General features: G+C 58.0%; 13 protein-coding genes. 9 read left to right on the top strand and 4 right to left on the bottom strand.

All coding sequences use genetic code 11. From position 1 onward, the window contains the following. The 3 genes from K1Y02_11400 to thrC all read right to left on the bottom strand — a co-directional run. Positions 1 to 224: ATP-binding cassette domain-containing protein (locus tag K1Y02_11400; protein ID MBX7256957.1), on the bottom strand; the 224-nt coding region annotated here is incomplete at its 3' end. Continuing rightward, the gene (locus tag K1Y02_11395) at positions 221 to 1282 is read right to left on the bottom strand and encodes an extracellular solute-binding protein (GenBank protein ID MBX7256956.1); all 1062 of its coding nucleotides are present in this window, start codon (positions 1280 to 1282) and stop codon (positions 221 to 223) included. The genes K1Y02_11400 and K1Y02_11395, both read right to left, overlap by 4 nt. Beyond that, positions 1279 to 2514 (bottom strand): threonine synthase, encoded by a 1236-nt coding sequence (gene thrC / locus K1Y02_11390; GenBank protein MBX7256955.1) that lies wholly within the window; start codon positions 2512 to 2514, stop codon positions 1279 to 1281. Before thrC ends, K1Y02_11395 begins: the two co-directional genes overlap by 4 nt. 171 nt (positions 2515 to 2685) lie before the next feature. Between thrC and K1Y02_11385 the strand changes: the two genes are divergently transcribed. The 9 genes from K1Y02_11385 to K1Y02_11345 all read left to right on the top strand — a co-directional run bounded on the left by K1Y02_11385 (position 2686) and on the right by K1Y02_11345 (position 11217). Further along, the gene (locus tag K1Y02_11385; GenBank protein ID MBX7256954.1) at positions 2686 to 3612 is read left to right on the top strand and encodes an ABC transporter ATP-binding protein; all 927 of its coding nucleotides are present in this window, start codon (positions 2686 to 2688) and stop codon (positions 3610 to 3612) included. Then, a complete protein-coding gene (locus K1Y02_11380; GenBank protein ID MBX7256953.1) occupies positions 3609 to 4370 on the top strand; it encodes an ABC transporter permease in 762 nt (253 codons plus the stop codon). The genes K1Y02_11385 and K1Y02_11380 overlap by 4 nt, the downstream gene beginning before the upstream one ends. Positions 4371 to 4372: 2 nt before the next feature. After that, positions 4373 to 5383: a hypothetical protein gene (locus K1Y02_11375; GenBank protein ID MBX7256952.1), complete on the top strand. Its 1011-nt coding sequence runs from the start codon at positions 4373 to 4375 to the stop codon at positions 5381 to 5383. A 91-nt stretch (positions 5384 to 5474) separates the two neighbouring features. Beyond that, entirely contained in the window at positions 5475 to 6929 is a 1455-nt protein-coding gene (locus K1Y02_11370; protein ID MBX7256951.1) for a hypothetical protein, read from the top strand. 172 nt (positions 6930 to 7101) lie between these two features. Further along, complete coding sequence (gene rpmG, locus K1Y02_11365) at positions 7102 to 7272, top strand: 50S ribosomal protein L33 (protein ID MBX7256950.1); 171 nt, start codon at positions 7102 to 7104, stop codon at positions 7270 to 7272. A 237-nt stretch (positions 7273 to 7509) separates the two neighbouring features. Next, entirely contained in the window at positions 7510 to 8169 is a 660-nt protein-coding gene (locus tag K1Y02_11360; protein MBX7256949.1) for an ABC transporter ATP-binding protein, read from the top strand. Further along, positions 8169 to 9452, top strand: coding sequence for an ABC transporter permease (locus tag K1Y02_11355; protein MBX7256948.1), 1284 nt, complete (start codon positions 8169 to 8171; stop codon positions 9450 to 9452). The genes K1Y02_11360 and K1Y02_11355 overlap by 1 nt, the downstream gene beginning before the upstream one ends. Before the next feature lie 72 nt (positions 9453 to 9524). Then, entirely contained in the window at positions 9525 to 10271 is a 747-nt protein-coding gene (locus K1Y02_11350) for a DUF3299 domain-containing protein (GenBank protein MBX7256947.1), read from the top strand. Positions 10272 to 10281: 10 nt separating this feature from the next. After that, positions 10282 to 11217 (top strand): glycosyltransferase family 2 protein, encoded by a 936-nt coding sequence (locus tag K1Y02_11345; protein MBX7256946.1) that lies wholly within the window; start codon positions 10282 to 10284, stop codon positions 11215 to 11217. Between the two features lie 628 nt (positions 11218 to 11845). Here the strand turns inward: K1Y02_11345 and K1Y02_11340 are convergent. Continuing rightward, a complete protein-coding gene (locus K1Y02_11340) occupies positions 11846 to 12880 on the bottom strand; it encodes a sensor domain-containing diguanylate cyclase (GenBank protein MBX7256945.1) in 1035 nt (344 codons plus the stop codon). Positions 12881 to 12950: the final 70 nt, after the last annotated feature.

The following is a 12950-nucleotide window of genomic DNA, read 5'->3' as shown; positions in this document are numbered from 1 at the left end:
CGGCGTTCGGGCGGCAGGTCCGTGACGTCGCGATCGTCGAACAACACGCGGCCTTCGTCCGGGGCTTCGAGTCCCGCGATGACGCGCAGCGTCGTCGTCTTGCCGCACCCGCTCGGTCCGAGAAAGGCGAAAAACTCGCCGTCGGCGATGGCGCATTCAAACGCACAAATGCCACCGCCTTCGGGATAGACTTTGGTGATGCGGTCGCAGCGTACGGCGCTCATTGCGCGTTGAATACCTCTGACGCCCAGCGGTCCACCCACTTCTTTTCGTTCGCAGCAAACGCCGACCAATCGATGGGCATGGGATCAATTTTGAGCGCCGAGATCCACGGCGGCAATGTTGCAGGGTCAATGTCGGTGCGCACGGGGATCTTCGCGTAGGCCTTGGCTTGTTGCGCTAAAGCCTCCGACGTTGTGACAAACTCGTAGAACTCCTTCGCCAAATCCGGATGCGGCGCGCCTTTCACGATGGCGATGCCTTCGGTCAGTACGGGGGCTTGCTTGGGCACAACGCATTCGAACGGATATCCATTCCGATCGCGTTGCAGCGCCACATCGGGCAGCAGCCACACGCTGATCAGGTCCTCCTGACGCTTGATGTGGTCATAGAGCAACTGAGGGTTTTCCATGTAGGCCTCAACCTGGCCGTGGAGGTTCTTGAGCCACGCAATGCCTGCGTCTTCCGAGCCAGACCTCAGAATCATCGCGCCGATGAACGTGCGCATGGTGCCCGAAGCGAGCGGTTTGCGGATGGTAATCTTGCTTTTCCATTTGGGATCGAGCAGACCGTCCCACGAATCGGGTAGGTCTTCGGCCTTGTAGTGACGGCTGTTGTAGACGATGCCAATCGGTGAACGGTATGTCCCGTACCAAAGGTCCGCCGCGTCCTTGTACGCAGGCTCCACCTTGTCGGCCCACGTGGGGCGGTACGCTTCGAGCAGACCGTCTTTTGCCGCTTGCATGAACATGGTGGAGGGCGCGCCCCACCACACGTCGGCCTGCGGCCGGTTCTTCTCCGCTTCAATGCGGCTGTAGACTTCTTGCGCGCCGGCGTCCAGCGTTTGCACTTCGACGCCGGGGTGCGCCTCTTCGAACAACTTCTTGTAATCGTTGAGAACGTCGGGGCCATGCGGACTGTAAACGACGATCACTGGGCCGGAGGAGCAGCCGAGGAAGACTGTGGCAAAAACCAAAAGGGTGAAGGCGAGGAGCAATACATTTTGGATTTTAGATTTTGGATTCTGGATTGAAGAGACGAAGCAATACTGTGCAGGGCTCATGATAGGGCCTTTCGTAGCGCGTCAAGGGAGGGTTCGATGGTTTTCGGCTCGGCGACGCGATTCTGGAGTACGCCAAGGTCCTTCATGCCTGTCCCGGTGATAACACAGCACACGCGTGTGTCCGGAGTTGTATCGGGCAACTTGGATAGGGCCGCAATCGTTACGGCGCTGCATGGGTCACACAGGATGCCTTCGGAGCCAGCCAGCGCCAACTCCGCGTCAATGATGGCTTCATCGTCCACCGCGACAGCAACGCCATTCGAAGTGCGAATCGCGGGCAGAGCCGTATGGCCGTCGAAGAGAATGTCGTCGGCAATACCGCCCGCAACGGTCTTCGGGTTCGGCCACGGCGTCTTCAGCGTGTCCAGGAAGCATTGGTTCTCTTCGATTGCAGTCTTCAGCGGCGCGCAACCGGATGCCTGGACGCCCGCCAAACGCGGCAACGTCGAAATGACGCCGAGGTTCTTCAAATCCAGAAGCCCGCGCCAGATTCCGCCGAGCAAGCCGCCTCCGCCAACCGGCGCGACAATCCAGTCGGGCAGCTTGCCCTCGGTCTGCCAATACAACTCGTAGGCGATAGTCTTCGCGCCTTCTACGTTGTAGGGTTCATAGATGCCCGCCGTTGACGCGTGGTACCAATCGAAGGTGCGGCACGCTTCCATACAGAGTTCGAATACGGCCCTCGCTGAGGGGGAATCCACGCGGACCACGGTAGCGCCGTAGGCCGCGGCCTGGGCAATCTTTCCCGGGGCGGCGTGGCCGTGCATGAAGAGCACGGCTTTCATACCCGCGCGTGCCGCGTAGGCAGCCGTCGAACACGCGACATTGCCGGAGGAGACAACGGCGACGGTATCCGCGCCGATCTCGCGGGCGTGGGATATCGCAACGGAAATTTGTCTGTCCTTAAACGAACCCGTTGGATTGGCGGTTTCGTTCTTGAGCAGCACTTCCCCCACTCCGGCACGTAAAGCGGTGTTGGGGGCATTCACCAAGGGGGTCGCCCCTTCATCAATGGAGATAATCGAGGCTGGCGACGCCAGGGGGAGCAGTTCTCCGTACGCCCACATGGAATGGGGCTGTTCGGCGAACAGAGTCGTGCTTACCCTGCCCAGGAATCGCAGGCTGAAAGGTTCCCCGCAGGAGGGACAGTCCATACCTCGGGGTTTGGCGGCGGTATTGGTTCCGCAGCCATAGCAATAGAAGTCATGTCGGGTAGTCGGCGTGATGTTCATTTGAGGGCATTGTTGCACAATGGCGCAATCCGGGCCAAGAGCGCGGAATCGGTCAGAGTCTCCGGGGATCCGCGCACGGTTGTATTGACTTTTTGGGTTTTGAATGCCCAAATAGTGCGGTTCGGGTTTCGAGTTAGTTGCAATAGAGTGTCATAAAGGAGCGCCCATAGCATGGACGCCATTGTCGCCAGCGACCTTACCAAGCGATACAAGGGGCACGTCGGACGTTCCAAAGCTCCGTCGCTGGATGGTCTTCATCTCACTGTCCGGGAGAACGAAGTCTTCGGATTCCTGGGCAGGAACGGCGCAGGCAAGACGACTACCATCAAGCTCATTTGCAGCCTCATTCGCCCTACGCGCGGGGAAGCGCTGGTGTTCGGAAAGAACGCGCGCAAGCGCGAAGCGCGCGCATTCATTGGATATCTGCCCGAGAATCCGTACTTCTACGAGTACCTTACGCCGCGTGAGACTATCGAGTTCTACGGGCGCTTGCACGGCCTTGACGCTCCGGCACGGGCGCGCGAGTGGAAGAAGTTGGAGGATGTACTCGAACTCGGACCCATCGCGGATCAGCGCGTCCGCGGTTTCTCGAAGGGAATGCGTCAGCGGCTCGGTTTTGCCGTGGCCATGGTGGGCAATCCCCCACTCTTGATTCTGGACGAACCCATGAGCGGCCTGGATCCTCTCGGCCGCCGCTCGATTCGCGAACTCATCCTGCGCCTGCGCGATGAGAAGAAGACGATCTTCTTCAGCTCTCACGTGCTTGGCGACGTGGAGCAGATCTGTGATCGCGTGGGAATTCTCGTGAGCGGCCGGCTTACCAGCCAGGGCCGCATCAACGAATTGCTCACGCAGCGCGTGAAGCTTGTCGAAGTGGTGGTCTCCGGGCTGAACGAGGAAGGTATTCGGGCCGTCTCCGCGCGGGCCGAGTCCGTGCGCCAATCGGAATCGGGACACCATTTCGTAGTCAGAGACCTCGATGCCGCGAACGAGGCGGTACGCGTGGCGCACCAACACGGAGCGTCGCTGGTCGACTTCTCGCCGGTGAAAGAATCGCTTGAAGACTACTTCATGCGCGTGCAGGAGGAAAGGGCATGAGAATCCTCGCCGTCGCGCAAAACACGTTCCGCGAAGCGGTTCGCGATAAGGTCCTCTACGTGCTTCTGTTCTTCGCGGGCGCAACGATACTGGGATCGAAGGCTCTCGGCTGGATCAGCATCGGGCAGGACATCAAGATTGTCAAGGACATATCACTGGCATCCGTATCTATCTTCGGCGTGCTCATCGCCATATTCGTGGGCACCAATCTTGTCTATAAGGAAATCGACAAACGGACAATCTATACGATCATTTGCCGTCCGATGCGCCGCTGGGAGTTCATTGTCGGCAAATATCTGGGAATGGCGCTGCTGCTGGCCGTGGTGACCGTCTCGATGGCCATCATCACCGGAGGCTACGTGTTGCTGTTGGGTGGTGCGCTCGACACGACATTCGCGCTTGCGGTGCTTCTGATCTATTGGGAATTGCTCCTGGTCACGGCGCTCGCCATCCTTCTCAGCACGGTCACATCGCCCATACTGGGCGCCATTATCGTCTTCTGCGCGTACGTGGTCGGCCACGCCACCACGGTTCTCATCGACCTGCCCGAGCAGTTCCACGGGACCGTCGCGGAGAAGATCATGGCGGTTGTTTACTACGCCTTGCCAAACCTCTCCAATTTCAACATCCGCGCGGAGGCGGCGAATGGTGTACCGGTGGCGCCCGAATACGTTTTGTGGGCGCTCGTGTACGGTACGATCTACACGATCATGCTCCTCGTCATGGCATCGCTGGCGTTTGAGGACAAGGACGTCTAACGATGAAGAAAGCCGCCATAGCGATTCTGGTGCCTGTTGTGGCGTTCTCAACGATGTACTTCGCGCAGACACGCATCGACGCGATGCGCAGCCATGAGTTCGACGAGCAACTGCTCTATCTGCCCAACCAGGATCTGCTTCAGCACTGCACGGCGGGGATGAACAGCGTGGTCGCCGATCTTCTTTGGCTACGGTGCATTCAGTACACGTCGCAGCAGTTTCGGGGCGACTTTAAATTCACATGGCTGGATCAGATGTGCCGGACCATTACGCAGTTGGATCCCTACTTCGTGGCTGTCTATCAGTGGGGCGGCGTGTTCTTGGCCATGCTCAAGCACGACAACGACGCCAGCGTGGAATTGCTGAAGAGCGGCATCCCGCAGAACCCGACACGATGGGAATTGCCATTCGAGATTGCGCGCACGTACGTGTTGAACCGCCACGACAATGTGCGCGGCGCGAGGTACCTTGCCATCGCCGCCGCTACCGGCAATCCGCCTCCGTTTGTCGTCGATTGGGCCAAGAATCTGCAGAAGCAACATGGCTTGTACGACGTAGAGCGGGGTATGTGGCAGGACATTCTATCGACGAGCGGCGACAAGAACATGCGCACGGTTGCCGAGCGAAAACTTCAGGAACTTTCCCTGCGCGAGACCTGTGACGTTCTCAACAAGCTTGCGGACGAGTATCAGAAGAAGACCGGTAAACGCCCGGCGAGCATTGAGGAATTCGAATCCGCTGGTCTCGTCCGCGGGATTGGCAACGATCCGCTGGGCGGGCACTTTTTCGTAGATAGCCGGGGCGTGGTACAAAACACGTCGGTTCTGGATTCGATGAAGGAGGAACGGCTGCAGATCCTGCGCGGATGGGTTTCGTCATTTCGTGAACGGACCGGCCGTTGGCCCAAGACACTTGAAGAACTTGTTGACGGCAAACATCTGCACGCGCTTCCCACGCATCCGTTTGAGGGCAAGTCTTGGGAGTATGACCCGGCCACTGGGGACGTAAAGTAGGTTCTTTTCTCGAGGCGAAGCCCTTGCCGATCCGCAGGCCTTTCGATACACTGTCGGTGGGGGAAATTTCGCATCCATGGGGGATCGATCCATGCAAGTCAATCGCCGGGTATTTCTCAAGACAGCAGCCATAGCGGCGGGGGTTGTCATACTCCCCGAGGCCTACGCACACGAGACGTCGCAAGGTCTCTCTATCCTTCACCGGCGCAAACAACCGGGATTGGTGCGCGGCGCGTACTTTTATCCCTCGCAGGAGCTCGTGGAGTCTGGGCAGTGCGAGGACTCCTGGAGCGTCCACAACTGGTCCACTTGGCCGGGTAACCAGTTCAAACCCGAGGAACAGCAGGCGAAATTTAATCGTGAACTCGACCGGATCTCGGAAGGCCTTGACCTTACGCTGAAATTGGATGAAAAGGCGATCTTCACGGACGCGGGTGTGACGGCGTTCATTGAAGACATCAAGAAGAATCCCCCCGAGGCCCTGTTGCTGATCAACTTCTGGAATACGTTCAGCAAGAAGATCATGCCGATTCTGGAGGCGTACAGCGGACCCATCATCCTCTACCACGCCGTGGGCGCAAACCATCAGCTTCCTCCGGAGCAATTCCGGACAGCCAAGCACGTTCAGTACATCCATTCCATTGAGAATTGGGATGCTATCGAGCGTGGATTGCGCTGCGTGAACGCCAAAGTTCGCATGCGCCAAAGTAAGCTGTTGCGGGTGTCGGGCAAGGTGGACCAGGAAATCGATGAGCGCGAAGCGTTTTTCGACATGCTCGTCCATACGATACCCGCGGGACACTTCAACGATCTCTTCGATTCCATCGAAGTGACGCGGGACATGCGGCAATTGGCCGCGTCCGTGCGTCGCAAGGCAGGTTCGGTTTCCGATCTCAGCGAAAAGGCATTCTTCGACGCGGTCCGCGCGCATGCGGCGGTCTTGGGGCTTCTGCAACGCCATGACGCCGATGCTATCACCATCGAATGCCTGTTCTTGCAGCATCGCAAGCCGTGCTTGAGCTTCTCGATCAATAACGGCGCGCTCATCCCGTGCGGTTGCGAGAACGACCTCAATGCGACGTTGACGTTGATGCTTGGCGCGAACCTATTCCATTGCGGCGGGTTTCAGCACAATCCCGAGTTCGATACGGAGGAGAACCTGTATTTCGGGGCGCACTGTACGTGTGCGACCCGGTTGCACGGCCCGGAACAGCGCGAACGGCCCTACGACTTGCGGCCCTTTTTCCATCAACTACCGAAGACGTTGGCGCTCGACGTGCAATGGCCGGAGGACGAGCCGGTCACCCTGTGCAAGTACCACTCCGGGGAAAAGCGCGTGGATGCATGGGATGGGTGCGTGGTCTCCTCTCCGTCATGCCCGCCCACGGGCGGGTGTGCAACCCGGGTTCTGGTGAAGCTCGACAATGTAGCCGATGTGTGCACGGTGTACCCAGGGCCGCATCCGGTATTGTATTGCGGCAAACACGCCAAACACCTGAAGACGTTTGCAGCACTCTATGAACTCGATTTGAGATCGAACGCTTAACCTGAGAGAAGTCGGAGGCTCGGCACGTCTTCGTGGTCGATTTGACTCTCCGGCCGTTCATTGGGCACAATATTCCGTCCCGGTGTGCGTCCCGAAAGGGCAATCAGGGACTTTTGTAGTTTTATGTCAACAAGCGCCCTTATCAGCGGCGTGACGGACGAGGAGCGGAATCATGGCAAAGAATAAGGGCAACGTCGTCCAGGTCATTCTGGAGTGCACGGAAGCGCCGGGCACGTCGCGTTACCACACGATGAAGAATGTGCGTAACAACACGGGACGCCTAGAGTTGAAGAAGTACAACCCGACCCTTCGCAAGCACACGGTCCACAAAGAAAAGAAGTAGGTTCGTCGAGACGTGTCGGACACGGGCGGCACCGGACCGGTGCCAGTCCGCGATTTGCGCCGGCGCAAATCGCTCACGTGCTAGACGTTGAGGTCATGCTGTGAGGATTTCTCGCGAACACACTTTCTGATTGCGGAGCACTACCTCGACTTTCGGCGCAAATCTGGCAGGCACTCTCGATTTGAGATAAGCTCGTGTGTGTTCGGGAGAAATCCGGTGCTCGAAGTCCGAGACCTGATGAAGGGATACGCTTCGCCAGACGGTGGACATTCGACCGTGATCGATGTACGCCATTTTCGGATGGAAGCGGGCGAATTCGTCGCACTTCAGGGCAGTAGCGGTTCCGGTAAGACCACCTTCTTAAACCTCATCGCGGGAATCCTGCGGCCGGACAGCGGCGAGATTGTGGTGGCGGGCAAACGGATCACGGACCTTTCCGAGGCCGGCCGTGACCGCGTTCGCGCAACGTCAATCGGATACGTCTTTCAGACTTTCAATCTTCTCCAGGGCTACACGGCTCTGGAGAATGTTCTTTTGGGGATGATGTTTGGTCAAGGCGCCAATGTCCCCTTCGCGAAATTCCTCCTCGCGCGCGTGGGACTTGCCGACCGTTTGAACTACAAACCTCGGCAGTTGAGCGTGGGCCAACAGCAGCGTGTCGCTGTGGCGCGCGCACTCGCCAACCGTCCAGGACTTGTGCTTGCGGATGAACCCACCGGCAACCTCGACCAGCATCGTGCAGGAGAGGCCCTCACGCTGATGCAGGAAGTCTGCCGAGAACATGGCGCTGCCCTGCTCGTCGTTAGTCATGACCGAAATATTCTTGAACGGTTTGAGAACGTGCAAGAATTGGCCACGTTGAACCGCGCGGCGGCTTCCGCTGGAGATGTTGTCTGATGCTGGGCCAACGTGCACATGCATTTAGAGGTATCCTCCTCATCGTTCGCAGGAGCCTCCGGCAGCACGCACTATCGACAGCCGTGACGGTTTGCGCGACGGCCCTTGCCACCGGATTGGTGATGTCGGTCTTCTGCATTCAGCGACAGACCTTCGAGGCATTTACCGGCGGCGCGCTCGGGTTCGATGCCGTGTTAGGCGCGCGGGGAAGTCAACTGCAGCTTGTGTTGAACGCTGTATTCCACCTGGAAACATCGCCCGGCAACATCTCGTGGTCGCTGTATGAGACTTTCAAAAATGACCGGCGTGTGGCGCTCGCGGTTCCCCTCGCTACGGGTGACAATTACCAGGGATATCGCATTGTGGGCACGACCGACGCCTTCTTCACGGACTTCGAATACCGGAAGGGGATGCGTTCTGAGACGGAGCCGGGAGGCCGCTTCTTCGATTCGAAGCGGCGTGAAGCGGTAATAGGCAGTTTCGCCGCCCGCCGCACTGGACTGAAGGTGGGCGATACCTTCCACCCGTCGCATGGGCTTACGGCATCCGAAGTTGAGCACGACCATCCTGAAGAATACGTCGTTGTGGGTGTTCTGAAGCCTACCAATACGCCGAATGACCGCGTGATCTGGATTCCGATTGAGGGCATCTTCCGCATGACCGGCCACGTGTTGCGGGGTACCGGGGAAGTCTATGAAGCGCATAGTGGGCAAGCGATTCCCGATGAACACAAGGAAGTGAGCGCGGTCCTGCTTAAGTTCAAGAATCCGAAGACCGGATTCGATCTAGATGTGGCTGTCAATCGAAACGGCAACGCCGCGACGCTTGCCTATCCGATTGGGAAGGTGATGGCCGATTTGTTCGAGAAGCTCGGCTGGATGAATCGCGTCCTGGAACTGGTGTCCTATCTCGTCGTTGCCGTGGCGGCTGCCGCAATCCTCGCGAGTATTTACAACACCATTAACGAACGGCGGCGCGAATTCGCGATACTACGCGCGCTCGGTGCGCGCCAGGTTACGGTGTTCACGGCGATTGTGCTTGAATCGGGAACGATAGCGGCAATTGGCGCCTCGTTGGGCTTCGCGGTGTACGGCGCGATTCTGGGGGTAGCCGCAAGCGTCATTCGCGAGCAAACCGGCGTCGTCATCAATGTACTGGAGGTCCATCCGGCGCTCTTTCTCGCGCCGCTTTGCATAATTGCTGTTGGACTAGTTGCGGGTGTGCTCCCGGCGCTCAAGGCGTATTCGACCAACGTTGCGACAAACCTTACCCCTGCCTCGTAGTTGTGGCATAATGCCGACCGATTTGCCGCGCTATCCGCGGCATCTGCAAGGGAATGTTGGAGAACATCACTCGTGCAAGAAGTCAGTCTGAAATTGCGGATTGCCAGTACCTTCGCCACCGGCCTGCTCTGCATATTCGCGTGGGGCGTCGCCAATGCGCAGACGGCAGCTCCGGTTGTTCAAGGCGCGCCGCTTGACGCGCCCGTTGACCCAAAGGGGGAAGAGAACGATGGGCCGGGTGGCCTTCAAGACGCAAAACCTCTGGGACGCGCTTTGCCTCAGGAATCGCTCGATCTCTTGAAGAGCGCCGAGGGTTCATCCGGTCAAGCGAAAGGGTTCCAGCGCACCAAGGACGGCAAGTATATCAAGGTGACGTTTGGCGCGATCGGAGAGTTTCCCTATGAAGTGCCCGATCCCGATGCCGTTCTGGCAAGTCCCGATCCCAAGAAGGCTCCAAAAGACCAAATCCCCGCGTCGGTCAAGGCGCTGGATAAGAAGAAGGCCGTGGTCGTCGGATTCATGGTGCCAATCGAGGTGGAAGGCGACGGAGATTCCGTTCAAGTGAAGTCGTTTGCGCTGACTCAGAATCAGATGTTCTGTTGCTTCGGAGTGCCGCCCGCTATGAATCAGTGGGTCATGGTGACCATGGAAGGCGCTCCGTCAAAGTACTATGCTGACTTGCCGATCGCGGTGTATGGCGATTTCGAAGTAGGGGAAGACATTGAGGACGGCTATGTCATGAGCGTTTATCGCATGCGCGCCGAGAAGACCATGGATGTTCGCGAGTTGCTCAAACAGGCCCAGGCCGATTCGGAGTAGGCGGCAAACGATGGCCGTCGATATCGTAGTCGTCAGTTACAACACCCTCGATTTGCTTCGGGAGTGCCTTACGTCAATTCGGACCTCCAGCGCGGAGGCAGACGGCATTACAGGAATTGTCGTTGACAATGCGAGCACCGACGGCTCGGTCGAGATGGTACGTACCGAGTTCACCGACATGCGCTTGGTTGCACTCGATGCGAATATTGGTTTCGGACCGGCTAACAATCGAGGAATCGGAGCGGGTTCGGCGGCTTGTATTCTGCTGCTGAACGCCGACGCGCAGTTGACACCGGGCGCGCTCGCTGCGATGGCCGCGGTTCTCGACGCAGACCCCAAATGCATTGCCGTTGGCCCAAAGCTCATCTATCCCGATGGAAGGTTTCACCCCTCGTGCCGCCGTTTTCCGACCGTCATGCGTAATCTTTGGAACACAGCAGGAATGCAGGATCGATTCAAGACTCGATTTGCGGGCATGCGCAATTGGCTGCGAGAACACGAGCACGTCTCGGGCGGCCGGGTCGATATGGTGTCTGGTGCGTGTGCGCTCGTGCGTCGAGACTACCTGGAGTCGATTGGTTGCTTCGACGAAAACATGTTTCTCTACGAAGAAGAGATGGACATCTTCTTGCCCGCCAACCGAAGAGGTCTGGAGGTACGTTGGTGTGGCGACGCGACGGTCATTCACCATCACGGGGCCAGTTCGGGGGAGCACCAGGAAAGCGAATTCGCGCTGAAACATCAGTACCGAAGCCGCTACTACTGCTTTCGTAAACACTATGGGGCTTGGTCAGCGCGCCTTGCATACTGGTCCGACCTGGGAGTCTACTCGCTGTCGACGGCCCTGAACAGACTCCGTGGCAAACCCTCGTCGGCGGCGTTGCACCGCTCGTTGGTCAGGGAAGCCTACCGGACGTCGCTTTCGCTCCGCTGCCCTACCGCGTGAATTCCCGCGTCTTTCCGATTCGGTACGTGATTGACTTTGTGCCGGATCCTTCGTCCGCTGAACGCGGACTCCTAAGAAACGGACCGTGTACGTTGCTTGCGCCCTTACAGGGCTCACGTTGTGTGCGGGCTGGAACCTGGGGTTTCGATTCGCGTCTGGGACGCGAATCTTACCCCAGGCTGGAGTCTGCCGTGCCTACGGCACTTAAGAGAAGAGGCTGTCTGCTTGGCTTTTGTTTCTACCACTGACTTCTGCGCTCCCGCGGTTATTTGCTCGGGATGATGATCGGGCTCCCAAGAGACAGCTTCATGAAGGCAACACCTTGAACCCGCTTTGCCTTGTCATGCTGAGCGGAAGCTAAGCATCTGGCATTGGAAAGAACCGACTTCAATCCGGATCCTTCGTCCGCTGAACGCGGACTCAGGATGACAATTCGGCTCTTAAGATGCAGCGTCACCAAAACAACAATTTGAACCTGCGTTAATTTGTCATGCTGAGCGGAAGCGAAGCATCCGGCAATGGAAAGAACCGACTTCAATCCGGATCCTTCGTCCGCCGAAGGCGGACTCAGGATGACAGTCTCGCTGAAATGGCCAACGCGACTTGGTTCGCACTGTATCGAACCGTTTTAGATTCCCGCCAACTCGGCCCGGTTTCGACCCAATGACTTTGCCAAGTAGAGCGCCTTGTCCGAGGCTTCCACCATCTTGTGGGCATCACCGTAGTCGTTTCGGAAAGCCGCTACGCCAATGCTGCACGTGACGGAAAGGTCGTTGCCACTCACGCCTTTGAAGGTGTTCGTTCTCACACGCGTGCACAGTTTGTTGGCAAGCAAGGCCGCTTCGTTCAGCGCCGTTTCGGGCAGTATGACTGCTACCTCTTCCCCGCCGTATCGGCAACAAATGTCCGTCTTGCGAGTGTTCTCGACCAGCAGCTCCGCGAACTGCTGCAACACGGCGTCGCCGGTCTGATGCCCGTGCGTATCGTTGAACGCTTTGAAATGGTCGATGTCCAGCAAGAGCAGCGAGAAGTTGCGGCCGTACCGCCGCGCTTGCTCGAACTCTTCGTCCATGCGCAAATCGAAATAGCGTCGCACGTACAATCCGGTCAGACCATCGGTAACCGCTTTCACGTACAACTGCGCGTTGTTGATTGCCACGGCAATCTGCAGTCCCAGAAGTTGCAGCAATTGCGCATCGTCCTCGGTGAAGTCGGTGCCATCGAGGTGGTCATCCAAGCGCATGATTCCAACCGGTTTGTCTTGCGCGATCAGGGGCACGTAGGCCGAACATTGGATCTCGGAATTGTATGTGCACACCTTACGCGAGCGAAGCGCTTCGCCAAGAGAAGTACCCGTGAGCGGGGCAGTTTCTTCTTTGAGGCGATCGTGACCGATAAGGTCTTGCCCGTACTTCGCAATCACGGGCAGCGCCATCTTGCCGGTCTTGTCGAGTTGATAAATGGTAACGCGACCTACGTCGAGCGCCCCCTGGACGACATCTGCAATGATTGTGAGGGTGTCGTTCAGCTCCAGCGTAGAGTTGATTGCGAGGCCGATTTCGCGAAGCGTGGACAGGTGTTCGACCTCTTTGTGCATGGCTATGTAGCTACGATAGAGCGATTCGTAATCCTTGGCGAGTTGCTCAAACTTCGCGTCTGCCATATTGCCCAATTGAACCCTTTGCAGTGATGTCCACCGATTCCATCATACGCTCGCAGACCGTCCTGATGCG

The organism is Candidatus Hydrogenedentota bacterium (assembly GCA_019695095.1).
In the GTDB taxonomy this organism is placed as follows: Bacteria; Hydrogenedentota; Hydrogenedentia; order Hydrogenedentales; family SLHB01; genus JAIBAQ01.
This window is presented reverse-complemented; position numbering and strand designations above follow the sequence as displayed.

Bases quoted from the DNA above. Each gene is read 5' to 3' on its own strand.
- K1Y02_11395 (MBX7256956.1), bottom strand. From the start codon at position 1,282: ATGAGCCCTGCACAGTATTGCTTCGTCTCTTCAATCCAGAATCCAAAA.
- thrC (MBX7256955.1), bottom strand. From the start codon at position 2,514: ATGAACATCACGCCGACTACCCGACATGACTTCTATTGCTATGGCTGC.
- K1Y02_11385 (MBX7256954.1), top strand. From the start codon at position 2,686: ATGGACGCCATTGTCGCCAGCGACCTTACCAAGCGATACAAGGGGCAC.
- K1Y02_11380 (MBX7256953.1), top strand. From the start codon at position 3,609: ATGAGAATCCTCGCCGTCGCGCAAAACACGTTCCGCGAAGCGGTTCGC.
- K1Y02_11375 (MBX7256952.1), top strand. From the start codon at position 4,373: ATGAAGAAAGCCGCCATAGCGATTCTGGTGCCTGTTGTGGCGTTCTCA.
- K1Y02_11370 (MBX7256951.1), top strand. From the start codon at position 5,475: ATGCAAGTCAATCGCCGGGTATTTCTCAAGACAGCAGCCATAGCGGCG.
- rpmG (MBX7256950.1), top strand. From the start codon at position 7,102: ATGGCAAAGAATAAGGGCAACGTCGTCCAGGTCATTCTGGAGTGCACG.
- K1Y02_11360 (MBX7256949.1), top strand. From the start codon at position 7,510: ATGAAGGGATACGCTTCGCCAGACGGTGGACATTCGACCGTGATCGAT.
- K1Y02_11355 (MBX7256948.1), top strand. From the start codon at position 8,169: ATGCTGGGCCAACGTGCACATGCATTTAGAGGTATCCTCCTCATCGTT.
- K1Y02_11345 (MBX7256946.1), top strand. From the start codon at position 10,282: ATGGCCGTCGATATCGTAGTCGTCAGTTACAACACCCTCGATTTGCTT.
- K1Y02_11340 (MBX7256945.1), bottom strand. From the start codon at position 12,880: ATGGCAGACGCGAAGTTTGAGCAACTCGCCAAGGATTACGAATCGCTC.